Source organism: Brevibacillus porteri (assembly GCF_003013475.1).
GTDB classification, from domain to species: Bacteria; Bacillota; Bacilli; order Brevibacillales; family Brevibacillaceae; genus Brevibacillus; species Brevibacillus porteri.
In genome coordinates this window covers 393,417-416,405 of the sequence record NZ_PXZO01000001.1, presented here as the reverse complement: position 1 = coordinate 416,405, position 22,989 = coordinate 393,417, and the positions used below count along the sequence as shown (strand labels likewise).

Annotated in this window: 20 protein-coding genes; 6 read left to right on the top strand and 14 right to left on the bottom strand. The window is 48.7% G+C overall.

From position 1 onward, the window contains the following. The 12 genes from C7R92_RS01970 to C7R92_RS01915 all read right to left on the bottom strand — a co-directional run bounded on the left by C7R92_RS01970 (nucleotide 1) and on the right by C7R92_RS01915 (nucleotide 11,789). Entirely contained in the window at nucleotides 1-867 is an 867-nt protein-coding gene (locus C7R92_RS01970; protein ID WP_106833035.1) for a branched-chain amino acid ABC transporter permease, read from the bottom strand. Between the two features lie 148 nt (nucleotides 868-1,015). Then, the gene (locus tag C7R92_RS01965; RefSeq protein WP_069845540.1) at nucleotides 1,016-2,203 is read right to left on the bottom strand and encodes an ABC transporter substrate-binding protein; all 1,188 of its coding nucleotides are present in this window, start codon (nucleotides 2,201-2,203) and stop codon (nucleotides 1,016-1,018) included. A 182-nt stretch (nucleotides 2,204-2,385) separates the two neighbouring features. Then, the gene (trxA, locus tag C7R92_RS01960; protein ID WP_007722428.1) at nucleotides 2,386-2,703 is read right to left on the bottom strand and encodes a thioredoxin; all 318 of its coding nucleotides are present in this window, start codon (nucleotides 2,701-2,703) and stop codon (nucleotides 2,386-2,388) included. 141 nt (nucleotides 2,704-2,844) lie between these two features. After that, nucleotides 2,845-3,132: a hypothetical protein gene (locus C7R92_RS01955; RefSeq protein WP_106833034.1), complete on the bottom strand. Its 288-nt coding sequence runs from the start codon at nucleotides 3,130-3,132 to the stop codon at nucleotides 2,845-2,847. A 108-nt stretch (nucleotides 3,133-3,240) separates the two neighbouring features. Then, nucleotides 3,241-4,200 (bottom strand): electron transfer flavoprotein subunit alpha/FixB family protein, encoded by a 960-nt coding sequence (locus tag C7R92_RS01950; protein ID WP_106833033.1) that lies wholly within the window; start codon nucleotides 4,198-4,200, stop codon nucleotides 3,241-3,243. Between the two features lie 20 nt (nucleotides 4,201-4,220). Beyond that, nucleotides 4,221-4,988: an electron transfer flavoprotein subunit beta/FixA family protein gene (locus tag C7R92_RS01945; protein WP_017251083.1), complete on the bottom strand. Its 768-nt coding sequence runs from the start codon at nucleotides 4,986-4,988 to the stop codon at nucleotides 4,221-4,223. A 52-nt stretch (nucleotides 4,989-5,040) separates the two neighbouring features. Continuing rightward, nucleotides 5,041-5,814 (bottom strand): enoyl-CoA hydratase, encoded by a 774-nt coding sequence (locus C7R92_RS01940; protein WP_017251082.1) that lies wholly within the window; start codon nucleotides 5,812-5,814, stop codon nucleotides 5,041-5,043. 118 nt (nucleotides 5,815-5,932) lie between these two features. Continuing rightward, nucleotides 5,933-6,523 carry a TetR/AcrR family transcriptional regulator gene (locus C7R92_RS01935; protein ID WP_017251081.1) on the bottom strand — a complete coding sequence of 197 codons (591 nt, stop codon included), beginning with the start codon at nucleotides 6,521-6,523 and terminating at the stop codon, nucleotides 5,933-5,935. Nucleotides 6,524-6,674: 151 nt separating this feature from the next. Beyond that, nucleotides 6,675-8,375, bottom strand: coding sequence for an AMP-binding protein (locus tag C7R92_RS01930; RefSeq protein ID WP_167403178.1), 1,701 nt, complete (start codon nucleotides 8,373-8,375; stop codon nucleotides 6,675-6,677). Between the two features lie 206 nt (nucleotides 8,376-8,581). Then, on the bottom strand, nucleotides 8,582-9,571 hold the full coding sequence (locus tag C7R92_RS01925; protein ID WP_069845544.1) for an LCP family protein: 990 nt from the start codon (nucleotides 9,569-9,571) through the stop codon (nucleotides 8,582-8,584). Between the two features lie 53 nt (nucleotides 9,572-9,624). After that, entirely contained in the window at nucleotides 9,625-10,800 is a 1,176-nt protein-coding gene (locus C7R92_RS01920) for an acetyl-CoA C-acetyltransferase (RefSeq protein WP_069845545.1), read from the bottom strand. A 41-nt stretch (nucleotides 10,801-10,841) separates the two neighbouring features. Then, a complete protein-coding gene (locus C7R92_RS01915; RefSeq protein WP_106833031.1) occupies nucleotides 10,842-11,789 on the bottom strand; it encodes a 50S ribosomal protein L11 methyltransferase in 948 nt (315 codons plus the stop codon). Nucleotides 11,790-12,220: 431 nt separating this feature from the next. Here C7R92_RS01915 and csaB point away from each other — a divergent pair, with 431 nt between their 5' ends. After that, complete coding sequence (gene csaB, locus C7R92_RS01910; protein ID WP_017251076.1) at nucleotides 12,221-13,318, top strand: polysaccharide pyruvyl transferase CsaB; 1,098 nt, start codon at nucleotides 12,221-12,223, stop codon at nucleotides 13,316-13,318. Between the two features lie 24 nt (nucleotides 13,319-13,342). Further along, nucleotides 13,343-14,194, top strand: coding sequence for a class I SAM-dependent methyltransferase (locus tag C7R92_RS01905; RefSeq protein WP_069845548.1), 852 nt, complete (start codon nucleotides 13,343-13,345; stop codon nucleotides 14,192-14,194). Nucleotides 14,195-14,251: 57 nt separating this feature from the next. On the opposite strand, the gene C7R92_RS01900 is transcribed toward C7R92_RS01905, so the two are convergent. Continuing rightward, nucleotides 14,252-15,904, bottom strand: a complete 1,653-nt coding sequence (locus C7R92_RS01900) for a putative polysaccharide biosynthesis protein (RefSeq protein ID WP_106833030.1) — start codon at nucleotides 15,902-15,904, stop codon at nucleotides 14,252-14,254. A 246-nt stretch (nucleotides 15,905-16,150) separates the two neighbouring features. On the opposite strand from C7R92_RS01900, the gene C7R92_RS01895 reads away from it, so the two are divergent. Beyond that, nucleotides 16,151-17,527 carry a phenylacetate--CoA ligase family protein gene (locus C7R92_RS01895; RefSeq protein ID WP_106833029.1) on the top strand — a complete coding sequence of 459 codons (1,377 nt, stop codon included), beginning with the start codon at nucleotides 16,151-16,153 and terminating at the stop codon, nucleotides 17,525-17,527. Here C7R92_RS01895 and murJ read toward each other — a convergent pair. Continuing rightward, entirely contained in the window at nucleotides 17,502-19,028 is a 1,527-nt protein-coding gene (gene murJ / locus C7R92_RS01890; protein WP_106833028.1) for a murein biosynthesis integral membrane protein MurJ, read from the bottom strand. The genes C7R92_RS01895 and murJ overlap by 26 nt on opposite strands. Before the next feature lie 188 nt (nucleotides 19,029-19,216). Here murJ and C7R92_RS01885 point away from each other — a divergent pair, with 188 nt between their 5' ends. Genes C7R92_RS01885 through C7R92_RS01875 form a run of 3 tightly spaced genes read left to right on the top strand, consistent with a single transcriptional unit; the run spans nucleotide 19,217 to nucleotide 22,923 of the window. Beyond that, complete coding sequence (locus C7R92_RS01885; protein ID WP_106833027.1) at nucleotides 19,217-20,479, top strand: O-antigen ligase family protein; 1,263 nt, start codon at nucleotides 19,217-19,219, stop codon at nucleotides 20,477-20,479. A 4-nt stretch (nucleotides 20,480-20,483) separates the two neighbouring features. After that, on the top strand, nucleotides 20,484-22,112 hold the full coding sequence (locus C7R92_RS01880; RefSeq protein ID WP_106833026.1) for a hypothetical protein: 1,629 nt from the start codon (nucleotides 20,484-20,486) through the stop codon (nucleotides 22,110-22,112). After that, nucleotides 22,105-22,923 (top strand): hypothetical protein, encoded by an 819-nt coding sequence (locus C7R92_RS01875; RefSeq protein ID WP_106833025.1) that lies wholly within the window; start codon nucleotides 22,105-22,107, stop codon nucleotides 22,921-22,923. Before C7R92_RS01880 ends, C7R92_RS01875 begins: the two co-directional genes overlap by 8 nt. The last annotated feature ends 66 nt before the right edge of the window (nucleotides 22,924-22,989 follow it).

The window sequence follows — 22,989 nt, the reverse complement described above, 5'->3', positions numbered from 1 at the left end:
TTACGCTTTGCGTCCAAATAGTCCTTCCGGCTTCAAGAGCAAAATGAGAATGATCAAGCCAAAAGCAACCGCATCTCGATACGACGAGTCTCCGTACGCGACGGTAAACACCTCGATAATCCCGAGCAATACGCCGCACACCATGGCTCCAGGAATGCTGCCTACCCCGCCTAAAATCAAAACAGCCAAACCTTTGAAGCCAAGCGTCATCCCCATCGTCGGAATGAGAGCAGAGTACGCCATCCCGATCAATAAGCCGGCGACACCTCCCAGTGCCGACGCAAGCATGACGGTCACGACAATGACCATATTCGTGTTAATCCCCAAAATATTTGCTGTATCCGTATTTTCAGCCGTCGCGCGAATGGCTTTTCCCATTTTCGTTTTTTGAATCCAAAAATGCAGGACGAACATCAGCAACACAGAAATCCCCAAAATAACGAGATCGACGCTGCGAATTTGAATGAGCCCCAAGTCAAAAGTGGTATCCCCAAAGGATTGTGGGAACGCACGGGAGTCAGCACCGAAAAACTTATGCATGGCTTCCTCCATCAAAATGGCAAATCCGATCGTACTGATCAAGGATGCCAGGTGGGGTACATTTTTTTTACGAAGTGGGCGAAGTGCTGTATACTCCAGCACAAGACCCAAAATGGCCGATATCACGATCGCCACAATCAGCGCTACCCCTAAAGGCATATTCAGGCTGGTCATCAATACCAAGCCAACCAGTGATCCAAAAATAAAAATTTGGCCGTGTGCCATATTAATGATTCCCAAGACACCAAAAATGAGCGTATAGCCCAATGCAATCAATGAATAAGTGCTACCAACTGTCAATCCGTTGACTAATTGCTGCCAAAACAAATGCCTCACCTCACTGTTAAGTGGTTACTATCCAACGATGATTGAGTTATTCTCGCTGGATCAGCAAGCGAAGAACATGATCTGGTACTTACTGATCCAGCGAGATAACGGATAGAAAAAGAAGCCCGGAGCGACCCCGGGCACAATCCTATTCAAACGGGACGAATTTGCCTTCTTTTGCGACAACGACAACTGCATCGCCAATCGGATTACGTTTCTCGTCAAAAGACAGTTTGCCGGATACACCTGTGAAATCTTTCAGCTGAGCCAATTGTCCGCGCAACTCTTCGCGATCTGCTTTTCCTGCGGCAAGCAGTGACTGCGACATGATGTACAGCGAGTCGTATGCTTGGGCTGCGAACTGGTCAGGCTTTTTGTTGTATTTGGCTTCGAATGCTTTTACGAAGGCTTGTACTTTATCATCTTTCTTTTCAGGGCTGAATGGAGTCGCAACGATCAAGCCCTCAGCAGCTGGACCTGCAATTTCAAAAACTTTCGGATTATTGAAACCATTCCCACCAAGAATTGTCCCTGTAAAGCCCAACTCACGTGCCTTTTTCACAACCATAGAGCCTTCTTTGTACAAAGCGGACACAAGCAAAGCGTCTGGGTTTGTTTGTTTCAGCTTGGTCAATTGTGCCGAGAAGTCCACATCACCATTTGCGAAAGTCGCTTCACTGGTAATCTCCAAGCCCAGCTTTTCAGCGGTTGCTTTCATGACTTTGTAACCATTCACGGAGAAGTCATCGTTAGAAGCGTGGATAAGTGCTACTTTTTTCAAGCCATTTTTCTCCACAGCTGCTTTCATAGCTGTCGGGATCGCAATGGATTCAGGCAAAGAATTTCGGAACACATACTCCCCGATATCATTGATTCCTTCTGATGTGTTGGAGATACCAAAAATCGGAGTTTCGGCCTCGTTTGCAACTGGTCCTGCAGCAAACATTTCACCGGAAAGTGTCGGTCCGATGATCGCCACGACATTATCCTGATTAATCAGTTTATTTACCGCATTAATCGCGCCTTCTTTTTCTCCGGCGGAGTCTTCAAACTTCAGTTCGATCTTGAGCTTGCCTTTGTTCGCTTCATTCAGCTCGCCCAACGCCAGCTCCAATCCTGCTTTTTGCGCTTCTCCATAAGCTGCCCCAGAACCAGAGAGGAAACCTACCACACCGATTTTTGCCTGAATCTCTTGTCCGTCAGTGCTAGCGGCTTGCCCGGAGCCACCTTCTCCTGCTGCAGGAGCACTTGTATTTCCTCCGCTCGAACATCCGACCATCAATACCGCCCCTAGCGAGATCGCCGCCAGCGAGCGCATCAAATGAAATCCCTTCATTAGAAAAGCCCCCTCTATTATCGAAATAAATTGAATATATGAAGTTTAATCAAAGTATTCTAAAAACGCAATTATTTTCGCTCAAGTAAACTTAATTTTTTTGACAAACGATCGTTCAGAATTCCGTATCCAAACATAAAAAAGCGGCATATTGCTATGCCGCTTCACTCGTTGCTTTGCGATTACAGATGTTTGCCTACAGTTGCCATGAGCGCTTCTTTTGGTTGGAAGCCGATCACTTTGTCAACTGGTTGACCGTCTTTGAATACGATCAAGGTTGGGATGGACATTACGCCAAAACGACCAGCAGAATCTGGGTTGTCATCCACGTTTACTTTGACGATTTTGAGCTGGGAGCCCACTTCACCGTCGATTTGCTCCAGTACAGGAGCGATCATTTTGCAAGGGCCGCACCATGGAGCCCAGAAGTCAACCAGGACTGTACCGCCTTGCTCTACTTCCTGGGAAAAGTTTTGGTCAGTAGCATTTACAATTGCCATGAGAAGTTACCTCCTTGAATTTCAATTGCTAAATAAAGGTTCCTAACGGTTATCAGTATATCATTCAAACACCAAATTGACTACGCCGCTCCACACTTTGCCCTGCACTTCTCGTTTTAGTTTGTCCAGTCTGTCTGCACCTTATTGCCCGACTTGTTTTAGCCGATTAATCTCCCGTTCGTGATCACTGACTTTCCGATGCAACAGATTGAGGTCTGCATCGGTGTGTTTGTTTTGGCGTTCCAGTCTGTCTAATCGGCGCGTAGCATCATCACGGAATTCGTACATTTCATCGCGAAACGCATACATCTCATTCCGAAAATCATACATTTCTTTCTTAAACTCGCGTAGCTCCTCCTGCGTTTCTTTAACCAATCGGTTATTCTCCGCCACCATGTGTATCAGTTGTTGCAAAAGCTGTTCGCTCATCCCGATCACCTCTCCTTACTGCCTATTATACCAAGCAAGGAAAGCATAAAGTAAGCCTTGCGGACAAAAAAAGCGCCCCAAAAGGAGCGCCTTGTTACTGTCTTTCTGTTACACCAACACTTTTTTAAACTCAGCCGTCAGCAATGGCAGCACTTCAAACAAGTCACCTATGATACCGTAATCAGCCACTTGGAAAATTGGCGCTTCCGGATCTTTGTTGATGGCAACAATGATTTTCGAGCTGGACATACCAGCCAAGTGCTGAATCGCTCCCGAAATCCCGCAGGCGATATACAGATCAGGTGTAACAACCTTACCTGTCTGTCCGATCTGCATGGAGTAATCGCAATAGTCTGCGTCGCAAGCGCCACGAGATGCACCAACAGCCGCACCGAGTACTTCTGCCAGATCGTTCAATGGCTGGAAGCCTTCTGCACTCTTCACTCCGCGTCCACCGGAAATCACGACTTTTGCTTCGGAAAGGTCTACTTTGCCGCTTGTTTTTCTTACAACTTCTTTTACAATCGTGCGCAAATCTTTAATTTCCAATTCAACTGGTACCACCACTGCCGTTTTCGAAGGGTCAGCAGCGCCGATAGCAATGTTGTTTGGACGAATCGTAATAAATGTTGTTCCATCAACGAATTTGCGCGTTTGTGTCGCTTTTCCTGCATAGATCGGGCGAACGAAGACAGGGCCCGCTTCTACACTTGTTACGTCCGAAACCAGACCGTAACCGAGTCGCGCTGCTACGCGAGGTGCGATGTCACGACCGATCGCGGTGTGACCCAAAACAACTGCATCTGGAGAAGCTAGCTCAATCAACTGCGTGAGTGCCTGCACATACGCATCTGGCGTGTACTGTGCCAACGCTGTATGATCAGCCGTATACACCGTGCTCGCACCATGCTGACCCAATGTCACAGCATGCGTTGCTGCATTTGCTCCGAATACACCTGCTACAATTTCGCCGCCCTCAGCCAATGCTTGTGCTGCAGTCAATGCTTCCAGCGACACGTTGCGAAGTTGTCCGTCACGTACTTCTGCCAATACAAGTACTTTTTTCATGGATATCCTCTCCCTCTCGCTTAGATCACTTTCGCTTCATTGCGCAACAGTTGCACCAATTCCGACGTTTGAGCTGCCAATTCGCCAGAGAGAATGCGACCAGCCTGTTTTTTCGGAGGCAATGTCTGATCGACGATTTCTGTCTTTGCTTTTACCTCATCCGCAGTAATGCCCAAATCGTCTGCGCCGAGTCTATCCAATGGTTTTTTCTTCGCTTTCATGATACCTGGGAGAGAAGGATAGCGCGGCTCATTGAGTCCTTGCTGAGCCGTAATCAAAACAGGAAGGCTCGTCTCCACGACTTCCAAGTCACCTTCTACATCGCGCTCTACGCGTACGTTCGTCCCGTCCACCTCTAGCTTCACAGCAGTCGATACATGGTTAATCCCCAGTTCTTCTGCCAGACGAGGACCGCCTTGGCCAGCCCCGGAGTCTACAGCCATTTGTCCACCAATGATGATATCGTAGCCAACCTTTTTCGCTACGGCAGCCAGTACTTTGGCGATCGTGAATTCGTCTCCGAACAGAGACTCGTCATCCACCAAAACAGCCTTATCTGCGCCCATTGCCAAAGCCGTGCGCAGTGCACTTTCAGCACGGTCTGGGCCGACGCTGATTACGGTTACTTCCCCGCCATGATCTTCCTTGAGCTTGATTGCCTCTTCTACAGCGTACTCATCGTAGGGATTAATGATGAATTCAACGCCATCTTCGGAAATTTGTCCGTTTTGGATGACGATTTTTTCTTCTGTGTCAAACGTCTGTTTCAACACAACCACGATATTCATCAGGATGCCTCCTCCTTAGTGGTACCTCATACTTGTGAAGCTATATGCTTAACTACCGATCTGCGAATTGCGGCTTGCGCTTTTCCAGAAAAGCAGTCACGCCTTCTTTTACGTCCTCCGTCGCGAATGCATCGCCAAATAGCTTTGCTTCCTGCTCCAAGCCTTGTGATAACGAAAGCTCCGTTGTGTTATGGATGGACGCTAGCGCAAACTTCAGGGTAATCGCACTCTTACTTGCGAAAACAGCTGCCAGCTTTTGTGCTTCTGCAAGCAACTGCTCTACGGGATAAACCGCTTCCACAAGACCGATGCGCAAAGCTTCCTCGCCACCGATCATCTCTGATGTAAGAATCATTTGTGTCGCTTTGCCACGGCCAACCAGACGCGGTAGACGTTGCGTACCACCGTAGCCAGGAATGAGTCCGAGATTCAACTCAGGCAGCCCAAGCTTGGCTTCAGGTGCTGCGAAGCGGATATGGCATGCCAAAGCAAGCTCCAATCCTCCGCCAAGGCAAGCACCGTTAATTGCTGCAATGATTGGCTTCGGGAACGTTTCCAAGCGATTGAACAATGCTTGACCCTTCTTCGCCAGTTCTTCCGCATTATCCCGATTCAGTTGGGTAAATTCTTTGATGTCCGCTCCTGCAATGAAAAACCGACCTTCGCCAGTCAAAACGATTGCTTTGATCTCATCGTTATTTTCCCACTGGTCCAAAAGTTCACTCAATTGACCGAGCACTGCTTGACTGAGTGCGTTAGCAGGCGGGTTGCTAATCGTTACCGTAGCAACGCGATCAACGATTTCTACATTCCAATGCGACGCCATTCCTCTCCCCCCAAACTCTCCCCATATATAAAAACAGCTACTATTTCATTCCGAGCGATCGCTCAGTCTTACTGTTTCCATTGTAACAAACGTTTTCATGCAAAAAAAGCTTTTCTTTTCATTCTTTTCCCTTCATACCAAGCAGGAAGAGGTTATGAATGGAATCAACATAAGAGACAAGGTCGTACTTGCACTGTTTCATCACCCAAGATGTCGTCACTTCGTCCAGCGTTCCAAAAATCATTTTGCGCGTAATCCGCACCTCGAGATCGGATCGGAATACACCCTGTTCCATACCCGCTACGATCACTTCGTCAATGAGATTAAAATACTGCTTCATCACGTTGCCGATTCCTTCACTAATGATCGGACTGGATTGGCGCAGCTCGATTTGAGTCACTTTTGCCAGATCATGGTCCTTGGATAGCTGGCTCAAGTGTGCATGAATGAGTACATACAGCTTTTGCTCAATGGTCGTCGCTTCCGAAATGCGTTTGCGGTTTGTCTCCACAAACAGGCCCATCTTTTCGTTAAACAGTGAAATCAAAATATCATCCTTGTTTTCAAAATAGAGGTATATGGTGCCGTCTGCTACCTTCGCCTCTTTCGCAATTTTCGATACCTGGGCACTGTAATAGCCCTGTCTGGCGATTACTCGAACAGCAGCATCAATAATGGCTTGATACTTTTCCCCCGTTTTCTTTGCCATAACTACCTCCATGTTTACTAACATTGATGACGAAATGAATGATCACTCATTCATAATTAGTGTAATACAGGGCCACTCCTCTGTCAATCGCAAGAGGTCAGCAAAAAAGGCCGCTTTCCGCCTGGGATCGCAAGCCTCAAAACATCAGCTACTAGCTCGTTTTGATTTCTTCCTGGGCTTCTCTTTTCTTCTTGTCTTCTTCTTGTAATTGGCGTCGCAATACTTTTCCGACCATGGTTTTGGGCAAATCTGTACGAATCTCGTATTGTCTCGGAATCTTATAGGCGGCGAGTCTCTGTCTGCAATGCGCTTCCAGATCCGCTTCATTCGCGAGCTGTCCATCCTTGAAAACGACGAATGCTTTGACTGTTTCGCCCCGGTACGGATCTGGGACACCTATGACTGCTGCTTCCTGGATGGCGGGATGCTCAAACAGCACTTCTTCTACTTCGCGCGGATAAATATTGAAGCCACCAGCTATAATCATGTCTTTTTTACGATCGACGATATAAAAATAGCCGTTTTCGTCCATATAGCCCATATCTCCCGTCAAAAACCAGCCATCCTTCAATACGGCAGCGGTATCCTCTGGGCGATTCCAATAGCCGAGCATGACTTGAGGCCCTTTAACAGCCAACTCCCCGACCTCGCCTTGGGGCATCTCATCTCCCGTTGCCGTATCCACAATTCGGCAATCCGTATCTGGCCACGGCATTCCGATGCTTCCGGTAATGCCTTTTTCCCAAATGGGATTGGAATGTGTGACGGGAGAAGCCTCCGTCATCCCATAACCTTCGACCAGCTTGCCGCCCGTCAACTCTTCAAATTTGAGCTTGACTTCGATCGGCAACGGAGCTGATCCACTGACACATGCGTCGATGGAAGAAAGATCATGCTTCTTCAAGTCCGGGTGGTTGATTAAACCGATATACATGGTTGGTGCCCCTGGGAAAAGAGTAGGCTTTCGCTTGTCGATCATTTCAAATATTTGTTTCACGTCGAATTTGGGAACGAGAATAATTTCTGCTGCGATACAAATGCCTTTGTTCATCACGGTAGTCATCCCATACACGTGGAACAGTGGGAGCACACACAGAATCCGTTCCTTTCCCATTTTCAGCTTGTAAAGGACCGCTTGGCACTGGACTGCATTCGCAATGAGATTGGCGTGCGTCAGCATGACGCCTTTGGCAACACCTGTTGTCCCCCCTGTATATTGGAGGAGTGCGATATCCTGGGTCGGATCGACTGATACTTCCACAGGCTTGGTAGCGCTTTCTTTTAAGACGGAAAGAAAAGGTTCAATATCTGCGCTGTATGTAACCTGCGGATTTTGTCCTTGTTTCTTCTGCACGAACGGATATAGCCATTTTTTCAATAAGGGAAGGAAATCGCCAATGCTTGTGATGATGATTCGTTGAAGTGAGGTAGATGCACGGACTTGGGTAACACGTTTGTACAACAAATCCAGTGTGATGATGGTCTCGGCGCCTGAATCGTTCATTTGGTGAATCAATTCTCGCTCGGTATACAGCGGGTTGGTCATGACCACGATCGCGCCTGCAAAAAGCGCCCCGTAGTAGCTGATGACGGCTTGAGGAGTATTTGGCAGCATAATCGCCACGCGGTCACCTTTCTTTACACCGCGCTTGATCAATGCATTGGCAAATTGGTATGACAACTGCAAAAGCTCTCGATACGTAATGCTTTTTCCCATGAAATAGATCGCGTTACTGTCTGGATACATAGTTGCAGACTGCTCCAGAAAATGCGTCAAAGGAACACGGGGGTAATCCAATGACGGCGCAGTTTCGGGCGGGTAATTGGCAATCCAAGGCTTGGCATTTGACATGGTCATTCCCTCCATCCCTTAAATGGCCTTGCCTCTCCCTATGATCTACATTCATAATCTCTTCCTAATGACTATTGTATTCGAAACATATTCAATTTTCCAACTAAAATCATATATTTTCCTTTTTTTGGGACAAGACTATTCGACGAAAAAAGGACAAAGCCCATGATGAAAGCCGTGTCCTTTGCCCTTATGCTCTTCGTGTTTTACGGTGTAACTTCCTTGACAATTTGCTGTCGTGCCCTTTCCCGTTCAGATGTAGGGACGAGATGATACCAGCCAACGATTCCATTATGCCAAATGCGCTCATCCTGCCCAACCAATGTATCAGCTTGAATGGAATTCGGAGTGCCATCGCCATAGGACAATAACAGAGAGGCGATTTCCTGCTCAGTGAGGTCCGTTTTCACATGCTGACCCAGTATTTCCATGAGTGAAAATGCCTTCGTATACACTTGAAGCGAGGTGCCTTTTGAAGCTAATGCTTTGAGAATCTCCTGCTGTCGGTCAATCCGCATGTAATCACTGTCTTCCTTGCCTAAATCACTTTTTCGATAACGGGCGTAATCCAATGCCTGCTCACCTGATAAAGTCTGTAGCCCTGGTTGAATGTCGATGTACGTGTCGTCGCTCGGATCGCTGTACTTCATTCGTTTCTTCACATCGACAGTGACGCCTCCCAGCTCGTCTACAATTTGACGGAAGCCATCGAAATCTACGGAGATATACCGATCAATTTTTATTTGTAAATATTTTTCCAGCGACTCTTTCACCATTTTTGGACCACCAAATGCCATTGCATGGTTCACTTTGTCGTATCCTTTTCCCGGGAGCTCCATGTAGCTGTCACGCGGAATCGCCAAAAGGTAGACGGATTGCTTCCCGGGATGAATCGCCGCAAGCATCATTGTATCTGAACGTGCACTTTCTCCGTCTCGACTATCCACACCAAGAAGCAGGGCGACGAAAGGCTTCAACGGTTCTGTTCCTGTCAAAAGATCACGTGGTGGAAGGGAAACAGCTGCCTGTTTTGCGCTCCCTTTGGCTCCATCAATCGGAGCATACCACTGATTTGTCATTTGCTTATATTGATAGGCACTGTAGGCAACCAGCAGCAACGCCCCGATCGCCAAACAGGATAAGGTATGAAACGCAATCTGTTTTCCATGTCGCTTGAAAAATGACCATATAAACATGACAAAGCCTCCCCCTTTGCTTCCATTTTTAACAGGGGAGACTTCGTTTAAACCTATGGGCGTTCGACAACCATCGCCATACCCATACCTCCGCCAACACAAAGGGCAGCCATGCCTCGTTTCAGCTGTCGTCGCTTCATTTCGTGCAGCAAGGATACGACAATTCGGCAGCCAGTAGAACCGACAGGGTGACCCAACGCGATGCCGCTTCCGTTCACATTCGTTATTTCCCGTGGCAGCTCCAGAAGTTTTTCCACGGCGAGGTATTGCGCGGCAAAGGCTTCATTTACTTCGATCAGTTCGATATCCGCGAGCGTCAAACCGGCTTTTGCCAATGCACGCTTTACTGCTGGAACGGGTCCATATCCCATCAAATCAGGCTCTACCCCCGCTACTGCCCACGAGACAATTCTGCCGAGTGGTTCGATCCCGAGCTCTCTCGCTTTGCCTTCTTTCATCAAAACAGCTGCGGACGCTCCATCGTTGAGACCGGAGGAATTGCCTGGCGTCACTGTACCATTGTCACGAAAACTGGGTCTTAGCTTCGCGAGACTTTCCAAGGTCACTCCCCTGCGAGGGAATTCGTCTTCCGTTACGACGATTTCTTCGGTGCGCTTTTTAATGGGGACCCCGATGATTTCCTCGGCAAACAAGCCGCTGTCTATGGCTCGGATCGCATTTTGCTGACTGCGCAAGGCAATCTCATCCGACTCCTCGCGCGTGATCCCATAACGATCGACCAGACGTTCTGCCGTCTCGCCCATCAGGATTTGATGGTGAGGGTCTGTTAACAAATCCCACATCGCGTCGGTCATTTCCCCATGTGTCAATCGTTTGCCCCAGCGCGCATTTTTCAGGACATACGGGGCGTTGCTCATGCTCTCTACGCCGCCTGCCAAGACGATTTCACTGTCGCCTAAAAGAATTTGGGAAGCGCCGCTCACAATCGCTTGCATGCCGGATGCACATTGACGTTGAATCGTGTAGCCCGTCACTTCTTTTCCCAAGCCCGCATCCAATGCTGCCACCCGCGCTATGTTTGGTTCGTCTGTACGCTGAATGCAATTCCCTAAAATAACTTCATCGATCAGAGAAGCTTCCAGACCAGATCTAGCCATGACACCACGAATGACGGTTTCTCCCAGCTTGCGAGCGCTTACATCTTTCAGGACGCCACCAAACGTACCGATTGGCGTACGTCCGGCAGCAGCAATGACAACCTGCTCCATTGATTTTCCCCTCCATTGAGTACCCTATTTTCTTTATTGTCTCACACGGAAGTTACAGGGCGGTTCCCAGCAATGTTTTTCAATACAACGGTGACCCATTCGTCTTGTTGACTTTCTTTCTCTACTTGGAAGCCTGCCTGTTCAAATGTGGCAATAACAGCTTCCCGATTCCATTCAACAATTCCCGAGAGAATCAAAATTCCTTCAGGAGCCATTCGCTCCGTAATCATCGGAAGCATCGCGACATTTTCATCGCCTCCGATGTTGACCAGAATGACATCAGCTTGGTCAGGCAATTGGGACTTAACTGCGTCCTCACACGCATCCCCAATCACGACTTGTACAGCGTGGTCAGGAAGGTGGTTATTCGTCGCATTGACGAGAACCTGATACTCGCTTTGCGGATTAATATCCACAGCCCATACAGGATGCTTCGCTCCATTCAAAGCACAGTACAAAGAGAGAATTCCTGAGCCAGCTCCTACATCAATGACTTGCTTACCCTCCAGATCCATTTCTTGCAAAAACAAAAGAATGTCCTGCGTCGTTCCATGATAGCCGGTTCCGAAAGCTGCACCTGGATCAATCCATAGGATATGCTGAGCCGACTCCAACACTGCGGGGTCCGTCCACGTTGGTGCTACCCACCAGTCGCCTATCTTGACTTCCCGGAACTCCTCTTTCCACGATTCATTTTCTTCAGCTACGAGTTCTATTTCTTTTATCGTGACTTGTCCATTCCAGCGTTGAATGTAGGTCTTTAGGCGGTCTACATGCTCCTCTTCACGATCATGCTGGGGTTCAAACAAATAGCCAACAAGTGGACCTTCCGTATTTTCTGCGTAATCATATCCATTTTCGGTTGTCAGCACTTCGATTTGCGGTTCGATCCAGCCAAGCGTGTAGGAGCTGGTCAAAACCTCTGCCACAAACAAATCCTCAATCTCTGGTTCCACTAGTAATGTGTATTTGAGCCACATGCTTTCCATGATGAAAAATGCTCCTTCCCTTCTGCTGTCATTCGCCCCTATTCTTGCGGACATCTATTCACTCATATGTGGATGGCAAGGATGATAGAGAACATGGTATGATAGTAGAATGGACTATCACAACCGCAGGGAGGCTTACCATGTTTGACGAATTTTTTTACCGTCGCCGCAAAAATAAGGGGCTGTTCATCGTCATGATTGCCCTCATCGTTCTTGGCATCGGCATGTTCGGTATGGGTTTCCTCTATATGTTCTCGTAAGTCGGAACAACATCATTATACCCTACGAACGGCGCTGCACCCACTGTATCTGTCCAAACAATTGGGGGCGTGAAGTTTTCTACTGTGGTTGCTTTACTTCCGCTTGTTTACTCGATTATACTTGAGAATGTATTTTTCCTGTACGTTTGATATAGAAAGAAGGTTCACTCCATGTCGCGAATTCTCATCTCCGGGTACTACGGCTTTAATAATGCCGGAGACGATGTGGTCCTGTACGGCATCATCAGCTCTCTTAAGCGGGAACAACCAAATATCTCTCTCGCCGTTCTGTCCAATCAGCCTGATCGGACTGCGGAACTGTTCGGGATTGAAGCCTATAACCGCTGGAGCTTTGGAACCATCGTCCGCGAGCTTTCGCGAAGTGACATGCTGGTGATGGGCGGCGGTACACTGATGCAGGATGTAACCAGTCCGCGCAGTGTCCTCTACTATTTGGGCATCGTCACCATTGCCAAGCTTTTAGGTAAACCCGTGGTCTTTTACGCACAAGGATTTGGCCCCATCCTCAAATCGCTCAGTCGCACGATGATCAAACGCGTGGTCAATCACGTCAACATTATCACGGTTCGCGACTACGAATCAGGAGAGGACTTTAAAGCCTGCGGCGTAAAAAAAGCCCCTATCTATATAACAGCTGACCCTGCTCTGACGATATCCCCAGACGATATTGCAGATCAACGGGGAAAAGAGCTGCTCCATGGTATGTTTGATGATCCTTCCAAGCCTTTGGTCGCCATCTCTGTACGGGACTGGAAGCAGGAACAACCATTCAAACAGAAGATAGCCCGAGCAGCCGATTGGTTTATCATGCGCGGATGGAATGTTCTCTTCCTGCCGATGCATGTCCCTAGCGATTTGGCACCGTCCCAGGAAATCATGGACCAGATGAGCCAACCAGGAGCACGTCTTCTTGATGCGCCTGTAACTTTTCATGACATTATGTCGGTATTGAAGCAATGCAACTACGTCGTTGGAATGCGGCTTCACTCGCTTATTCTTGCGTGCATGCTGCGAATCCCTTTTATCGGTATCTCCTACGATCCGAAAATCGATCGATTCGTCGAACGCGCTGGAATGCCCAATGCTGGTCACATTACTGAACTCGATGAAACTACACTTTTGACCTTGCTCGCTGAAAAACTGGACAACCTCGATCACGAAATTGATGTGGTAACGAAGCATTCCCATCTGTTAGCAATCGAAGCTTCCAAAAGCAGTGAACTTGTTCTGCAAGCGCTGCGTAAATAAGGCCGACCTGGAAAGGAGGACATCATGTCCTTTTCTTCACAAGTGTTACTAGGTTTAAATCGATTATTTCCTCTCCCCGTTCACCCTTTCAATCTGGCAAACAACGGGGAAATGAGCTATACCGAATGGCAATTTCAAAAAGGGGATCAAACCATTCAGTTTTTCCTCCCCTTCCATTCACAGGAGCAAATGTTCCATGACAAAACCGTTTTGGACATCGGCTGTGGCGGCGGGGGAAAAACCTGCTATTACGCCACGTTTGGCCCGAAAAAAATGATCGGCATCGATATCGTCCCCCACTATGCGGAGGAAGGAAATGAATTCGCGAAGAAAAAAGGGCTGGATCATCTTGTCTCCTTCATGACTGGTGATGCCGCGAGAATGGACTTCCCGGACAACACGTTCGATACGATCATCATGAATGACGCGATGGAGCACGTAGGCGAACCGGAAAAGACGCTGGAGGAATGCTTTCGGGTATTGAAGCCTGGCGGGCATCTCTACATCAATTTTCCGCCGTATTATCATCCATTCGGTGCCCATTTGTCAGATGCGATCGGCATTCCTTGGGTGCATGCTCTCTTCTCGGAGCAAGCCTTGATTGATGCCTATAAAAAGCTAGTCCGTGACTTGCCAGACGGTTCTGACCGGATTGCTTTTCGATTCGACAAGCTTCCTGATGGCAGAGATACGATCTCGTACATTAATCGCATGACGATCAAACGGTTTCGAAAAATTCAACAAGGCGTGGTGCAGCCTGCGGTTTACCAGCGAGAGATTCCGTTGCGCAATCAGTTGCAGTCCTTGGCGAAATTATCTGCTACCCGTGAATTTTTCGTAAAAATGGTTGTATGTGTTTATCAAAAAGCAAAATAAGTAAGATCACATAAAACCCCTTCCTCCGTTTTTGGAGAAAGGGGTTTTTCGATTCTATTAGTCGTTATTTGTATTGGACTTTAACGAGGAAGCCTGCTTCTTCCGAATGAATTGGATAAAGGCGCGCAGCTTGTTTCCTCCGGGCAGCCAGTCCAGCTCCTTATCCTCAATGAGTGGAATGAGGATCAGCAGTCCCAGGTAAACAACGAGTCCTACACCGACTCCAGCGACGGTCTCTATCGCTCCCAAAATGCGCACTGGTTCTCTTCCCCTGAACAGGAAATCAACTGCCTCTGTCGCTCCCCAAGCCAGAATCAGCATGAGGTTAGCCACCAGTAACGGATAAACGGTATCAAAGCGCCAGTTAATCGGAATCGATACATAGCGGTTGATGACGCGCATATTCAGTACGCAGACAAATGCAGTCGCAACCAGCCATGACAGGGACAAGCCGTCCATACCGAACATCGAGGTAAACACGAGTGTCGCCAGTACTTTTACAATGACACCATACAGCAGATGACGCGCAGGGATTTTTTCTTTACCGATTCCTTGCAAAATACCATTTGTAGCAAGCAACAAGGAAAGCGGAATCGCTGTGATTCCTAAAATCGCCATTGCACGCGTGCCTTCCATATCACCATACAACGCCAGATTCGCCCCTTCAGCTACAGCTGTCAGTCCAAGACCGGCAGGTAGACCGATTAGCCAAGCAAAGCGCAGCGAGAGTTTGGTCAAGGTCGTAATCCGTTCCTGATCCTTTTGTCTGATCGCTTCGGCAATGGCAGGCACGATCGAGAGGGCAATCGACGATCCGAACAAGCTCGCCATTTGCAGAAGTGGTCCTCCCCTGCTGTAAATGCCAAACCACGTATCCGCCGTCAATCCATCCACGTTCCAAATGTAGCGGAAGATGTTAATCGCCAGGAAGGAATCCGTCAGGCTGAAAATTGGGATAACCAAGGCGCTGATACAAATCGGCCAGGCAATTCGCCACATCGAGGCGAAGAAGGCACGATCATACCACCAAGTAAGACGCCCCCACTCTGCCCCGCTAAATACGGAATTTTTCCGATTGTGGAGCCACATGAGCAACGCTAGAAACCCGAGACTTAAAAATGTACTGATCATCGTACCGAAGTTGACTCCGGTAATCACGGTGTCCGTATCTTCACCGAGTGACACGAGATACAAGGAAGCTACCAAAATAAATACGACACGCAACGTCTGCTCTACGATTTGTGAGAGCCCGACAAACAACATTTTTTGATGGCCGTAGAAAAAGCCGCGAATAACCGCAATCAAGGGAACGAACAGCAGCGACATGGAAATCGCCCGAATCGGCTCAATCAAATGCGGATTCCCCATGAGCTTTGCGATCAGTGGAGAGCTGGCGTACAGGAGCGCAAACAAGACAAGTCCGATCCCGCCCATCATGACCATGCTACGGGCCAAAATTTGTCCAATAGAGCCTCGTTTCCCTTCAGCCAATGCCTCTGCAATCACCCTCGACAACGCTACTGGCACACCTGCTGTCGCCAATATGAGGAAGGTCAGGTAGAGAGGATATACTTCCTGATAGAGTCCGAGACCTCTGTCGCCCACTATCTCCTGAAGCGGAATCCGATAAAACATCCCGATAACTTTTGACAAAATCCCCGCTATGGCTAAGATCAATGCTCCCGCGAGAAAATGACTTTTTTTCAACATGGGTAACTCCTTTATTCGTCTCTTTGACTGGATACCCGTGGGGCAGTACCAATCGACATGAACCCACTCTCTATCCTACTATCATTTCCCTCTTCCAGCAAACAGGTATATCGATGGAATTTCGCAGCAATACTGGTAAAAAACAGATTCCATTGATTTTTGTGAAAAACGTCTCGACGTTTTTCATTAGACAGAATGTGACCGCTTGCGGTCTGCCTGTGTGATCTGTGAGTAGGAGGGGATATTATGCCCACAACCGGATTTTTGATCCGCCATGTACAGTGGCCGTTAATGGAGGCTTTGAAAGGAAATCGCATCCGTCCTTACATGAAAGAATTGCAAGCAGCCGAGCATCTATCTGCCGAAGCGCTTAACGTGCAGCAGCGTGAAAAGCTGGTGAAGCTACTCGATCATGCGATACAAAACGTACCAGCCTACACTGCCCTCGCCCCAGACTGGAGCAAAATGCGCGAGATGCCTGAACGTTTTTTGCAGCGTATTCCTGTTCTGACCAAAGCACACTTTCGGCAAAACGCTGATCAATATATGAGCCAAGGACTACAAACCAAAAGCCTCATTGCAAATCGTACGGGAGGCTCCACAGGTGAACCTACCCATTTTTATCTCGATCGTCCAACTGTCGAGCGATATGAAGCTGCGCGCTGGTTGGGGTTATCCTGGTACGACATTCGCATAGGTGACCCATGTGTGATGATCTGGGGCTCTCCTCTCGAATTAAACGCCCAGCAAGCTCGCCGCTACCGCTGGAAGGAGCGCTGGTTGAAAAACCGCATGATGATTTCTGCCTATGAACTAGACGAAAGACATTTGGAAGCAAACCTGCGCCTCATCCGGGATTTCCAGCCAGCCTATTTATACGGGTACACTTCCGCACTTCATGCGCTCGCCACGATGATGCTACGACGCGGCATGGCACTCGGAATCCCGCTCAAAGCCGTGGTCTCTACAGCAGAAAGCCTGCACGAACACCAGCGACAAACGATTGCCCAGGCTTTTGATGCGCCTGTTGTGAATGAATACGGCGCCCGTGACGGCGGAATCATCGCCTACCAATGCAAGTCTGGAAGCATGCATGCCTTTTCTGGGAACTGTTATTTGGAGATAGTCGATCCCATTACGCATATTCCCGTCTACAAAGGGCACCCAGGAGCACTGCTTGTCACAGACCTGCACAATACCGTCATGCCTCGCCTGCGCTACCAAATAGGAGATGTCGTCGCGCTTTCTGATTCAGCCTGTTCATGCAATCTCCCTTTTCCACTTCTTGCTTCGATCGACGGCAGAGAAGACGACATGTTCCTAGCGCTAAATGGACGGTACGTGCACGGACATTATTTTAATCACATCGTGCGCAATATGGACAGCTTCCGCACCTTCCAGATCGTCCAGCATGAGCCAGAGCGACTAAGCCTGAGACTGGTGAAGGAGCCCGAACATTTTTTACCTGCCGATGAAGCAAAGCTTTTGGCAGGAATTCGCTCGGCGTTAGGTCAAGTAAGCATCCAAGTTTCTTACGTGGAGACCATTCCCCCCGCAAGCTCGGGTAAGTCTCGTTATGCAATTCGGGAATTCCCGCTTACGAGCGCCCTCCCGCTGGAGTAGACCGCTTGCGTACTTTTTGCAGTAGCTCTGATACGAGTGGCTCGCGAACCAAAATGAGCACCACGAGATATAAAAGCGCTGCACCGATAATTCCTAACGGCAAGTACAGCCAGACAGGCCATGCGGATAACCATGGATCGATGAGTAAAATGGCAGCGGCCATGACTGCGCAGCCCAAAATGGTTTTCCCGGCAGTCATAAGGAAATTCGCCCGTACAGGGCTGCCTACCGCCCTCCATAGCAAAACAAACAGCAGGAGTGCTTGACTGATAGCCGAAACTGCATTAGCTAGGGCAATTCCGCCATGACCAAGCAGTGGAATGAGCAACCAGTTGGCAAGGGCATACACAACGATCCCGATCGCCCCGATCATAACGGGTGTCTTCGTGTTTTCTAGTGCATAAAAGGCCCGAGTCAGCAAATCTCTCGATGCTAAAAAGAAAAGTCCCACGCCGTAAAACGGCAGCGCCCACGCTGTCAAGGCGACAGAACGCTCATCGAACGCACCGCGCTCAAAAGCAAGTCGGATGATAGGCTCTGCGTATAACGCAAGTCCAACCGTCACGGGCAATAGCAAAATAAGGAGATAGGCAAGTCCCTTTTGCAGGATTTGCTTCATCTCCGCCATTTCCCCCCGCTTGACATGACTAGCCAACAGTGGGAATAACGGCAACGTAAACGCCCCGACAAAAATAGCCAGAGGTAATTGCATGATCTGGTTCGCATTGGCGAGAGCAGAGACGACACCCGTTCCGAGTCCTTCTGCGAAGCCTCGTTCCAAAAAGGTAGTGGCCTGGGCTACAACCGCACCAATCAAAATCGGAATGACGCGCTCGCCCATGCCCTTGAGAGAAACGTCCTCACGCCAAGCAAATGAGAAGCGGTGCTGGTAGCCGAACCCGCGCAAAGTCGGGAGAATCGGCAACAGTGCCGCCAAGTAACCGATTGTCGTAGCCATCGCTAATCCAATGGGACCATACATCGGAACGAGCACATACATGCTGACAATCACCAAAGCTCCATTGAATACCGTACCCAGCGTCGGTGTAAAGAAATGCTGGTGAGCATTGCAAATACTCGACCACAGTCCGGTTAACCCGATGAAAATAGCTGATGGCCACATCCATTGCAGCATGGTAGCCGTGAGTTCCAGCTTCTCGCCTGTCAGTCCAAACATCCCAGCAAGCTGGTAGGAAAAGACAATCCCTAAGACAGAGAGAGCAACGAATACGCCCAAAATGATCGTGAGCATCTTCTGATACAAGTCAGTCGTCCGCTCTCCTTTTTCCATCATGCCGCGCATCGTCGGAATCAGTACAGCATTGACCGCTCCCGGTATGACCAAGAACAGCGTCAGCGGGATCGTTGCCGCGATATTAAACGCATCTGCCTCCATCCCAGTACCGTACAAGCTGGATACATACACACTGCGAAATAAACCTAGAAGCCTTCCTACGAGAGTCAGCACGACAATCATGGAAGCGATTTTTAACAAACTCATGTCCACTTTTCTCCTATCCCTATTCGAAACCCTACGTTCCAGGCTTGGTTCTAACGCTCAAACTACCTAGTTATCATATCTTATTTCTACCTTTCCTACCAACCTCTTTCCCCCCGGCTTGCTACTGGGTTGTCAGATTCATTATAATAGGTAAGTTAATCCCTACCTGTAGGAGGACTACAATAAAAATGAGAGAAACCGTGTTGAAGTGGGGAAGCCAATCATCTACGTGGTTGTATTTGCTGTTGGCCTATCCAGTAATCGATTACGTCTTGCGACAGATTCTACCGATTCCAGTCATATCTTCTTTGTGGGATGAAGGACTGCTCATCGTCTTGATGCTGTTTACATTCGTTGCGTTTTTACAGTCAAATCGGACGATGCCTGGAATCAAACATTGGCTTGGAGCCCTTTTCGTCCTCGGAGTTGCCATCATGGTGACAGACATGGCGAACTGGGAAGCGAGCGTAGAAGGATTCCGTTCCGTCTACCAGTACATCCTCGCCTTTTTCATGGGCTTCTATTTATTGAAGTCGATGGAAGACCTAGACAAGTTCATGAAGGGACTTGTGTTGGTTGGTTTCATAGCGGCACTGTATGGTGTCTTGCAAGTCATCGTAGGCGTCAAAACACCTGAGTCATGGGTGCAGGAAGGGGAAGCCGTTACCACGCGCGCATTCTCCTTCGTAACGAGCCCGAACGTATTGGGCAGCTATATGGCGTTGATTACACCGATTGCCGCTGGTCTATTCATGACAGCGAAGGATCGCAAGCAAAAATGGATTTGGGCCATCGTTGCGCTGACGACTTTGCTCGCCATGCTGTTAACAAGTTCCCGCGGTTCTTGGTTTGCCCTTGCCTTTGCTGCATTTGTTTGCTTCTACATATGGAACAAACGAGTCGCAGGATACTTGGTGATCGCAGGGATTATCGGGCTTGTAGCCCTGTTCTTCGTTCCTGATTCTGTTCCGCTCGTCGGAAAAGTTAAAGATCGCATTTTCACGCTGTTTACACCTGAATACTTCGAATCTAGCAGTGAAGGTGGACGCATCGGACGCTGGGGAAAAGCATACGACAATATGCGTATCGAGCCATTGTTCGGTGTCGGACTCGGTCATCACGGTGGAGCAGTTGCCGCTCGCCATTTCGGTACCATTTATTCAGACAGCTACTTCTTTAAAAGTTTGGCGGAATACGGTCTGATCGGGATCATCCTGTTGATCGGAACCGTGATCACGATGTTCAAATACGGAGCTGGGCTCATCCGCAACATCCAGGGTTCGCCACACTTTTTTGCGATTCTCGGACTGCTTGGCGGATTAATCGCGGTAGCTACTCATAACCTCGTGGAAAACATTTTCGAGGTGCCGTTCATGGCCCTCTATTTCTGGCTGTTTGGCGGCTTCCTGTGCGCATTATTCGTCGACCAGACACAAAATAAAAGGTGGTGAGGGCATGCGCCGGAATCCTATTCTCGAAACGATAAGCTGGGCGCTGTACGCCATTGCCCTGTTTCTGATTTACCATTTGCTCGTGAAACCAGCTTTCCTTGATTTAACGTGGATTGCTGTACTCATTTTCCTGCCACTGCTAGCATTTTGCTACTTCGTGGTCCATCCGTCGGAACGTCGTCAAGTGCTTGTGTTTACCATCGGCTTCTTGCTCTTGGATCGGGCACTGACACGTGTCGATGTGAAAACGACCGCTGCTCTGTTGATCGGAGGAGCGATCGCCATCATCGTGATTGCCCTTCTCGTGAAATGGTACGGGCGCCTCAACTGGCGTGCAGTAGGCTCGTTGGTTCTGATCGCCCTTTTGGCGAATGTGACATTCAACAGAGATACATTGACTGCACTCAGTCACTTTACTGTGAAATACGAATCTGACCGTCTGTACAACGGCGATTGGGTGGATTACTTCCCGCTCACTCTGCACGACGTCAATGGCGATGGCAGCATGGAGATCATCACGTACGGCAATGCCGAGGAGCTTCCACTGCCTGAAGAAATTGAAAAGCCAGAGACGGAAGAAGAGAAAAAAGCAATGGCGGAGAAACTGCGCCATTTGCAGGCGGAACCTGTTTCTCTTTACGTCCTGACCTGGAAAGACGGCCAAATGGTGCGGATGCCGAATGATCAAATTCCGGCAGATACCATGGAGATCATCAAGGAAAAATTGCCAACCGATTACCCGGGCTTCCCGTATTACACGATGAAAGACGGTCAATTGGTACCGAATGTACAACGCCAACCATATGCGGAAGGCATGATGCAAATCGGAACGGCACCATATCGTGCGTTTATGCTTGATATGGAAAACATCGCAAATCAACTGGCAGAAAACGAAGGCAGTATGGATGTACGCCAAACGTTGGGCTCCAAGTACTCGGATCTGCACATCAAGGATGGTATGCTGACAGGAAACTACGACGGCAAGCCTTTTGGCGGGATGACCAAATCTACCAAACTGTTGACCACCATGATGCTCCCTGATGGACGAGAAGGACTCGTTGTCATGGGTGAACACCTGAGTGTACTGACCATCGATCCTGATGGCACACTGACAGAATCCTACACGCTAACGCGCAAGCAAGCTGAATTGGCAACTGGCGAGTTCATTCCTGCCGATATCGACAACGACAAGGTGGATGAGCTGCTTGTAGCTGGCAAGCCTTCGTACATCTTGAAGCCAAAACAAGATGGCACGTGGGAAATTTTGTGGGCAAGCGGTGACCGCGACAAGAGCTTCCGCTTCTCCAACTTTGCTACAATTGGTAGCAATGAAAAGCCTGAAATCGTAGCTAAGGCAAAAAGCTGGGTGAGTAACCACGATTTACGCTACTTGTCAGGCTTTGACTACACGCCTGAAGGTTTGAAACAAAACTGGCGTATCTACATGCCGCTGATTAATGTTCAAATCGGCGACATCGACGGCGACAAAGAAAACGAAATCGTAGCCAACATGCACAATACGCATCGTATTCTCGTGTTTAAGCAGCACAACATTCCGGTATTTGGACTCACGATCGCGATATTCGTGGGACTCTTGGGATACGGAGTCGTAAGGAGGTTTCGCCATGCGTAAAGCGACGAAAGCATGGGCATTACTCGCTGCCATCTGCACAGCCTCCCTGCTCGGTGGCTGCACCTATGAATCAGGGACGAAGGCTTTTGCCACCACCAATTTTGACCAAAAGCCGGAGCAGACGACCACGGTCCAAACCGAGTCAGGTGCGGAGTGGCTGAAAACAGCCCTGGAAAAAGGCAAGACGGATAAAGAGGCACAGACCTACTGGTACAGAGGTTATGTTAAAAACACGATTCTCTCTCGTACCACAACAAGTATGTTTGAGGGAGCCGTCATCAACGGCAAAGGCTATAATGTGGATGCCCGTATTGCTGCCCAGCCATATTCGTACTATCGAGTTAACGACAAGCGCTATATCAAAGCCAAGGATCAGTTTGTAACAGCCCCTGATGAGCCGCTTGCTTTCGATGTATTAAAAGGCTTCGAGGACTGGCTGCCTTTCATGGACAAGGCTGTCCAATTGCCTGAGGAAAAAGTAATCGGTGTAGTCAGCGTTCCGTTCCAATTGAAAATGACAGGAGCGGAATGGCTGAAAAATAGCCAAAGCCCACTGTTTGAACCATTGAAAAAGCAATTGGTAGAACGCCCTGATCTGGATTACATCTTGAAGGAATCCACGATCAAAACAACGATTTGGTTCGGCAAGGAAGACCGTCTGATCCACCAGTACGAGACGTGGATCATTCTGCCGCTGCCTGAAGCCGGAACGATGGACCAGCAAGTGATGTTCAACCTGTTTAAATACGACGATACGGGTGGCATTCACATCAAAGAACCGGAAGAAGTAGAAAAATATTTGCTGTACTAAAAAAGCCTGCTACATTTGCGTGGTAGCAGACTAATCGGTACGAATCAGGGCCTGGCGATTATCGTC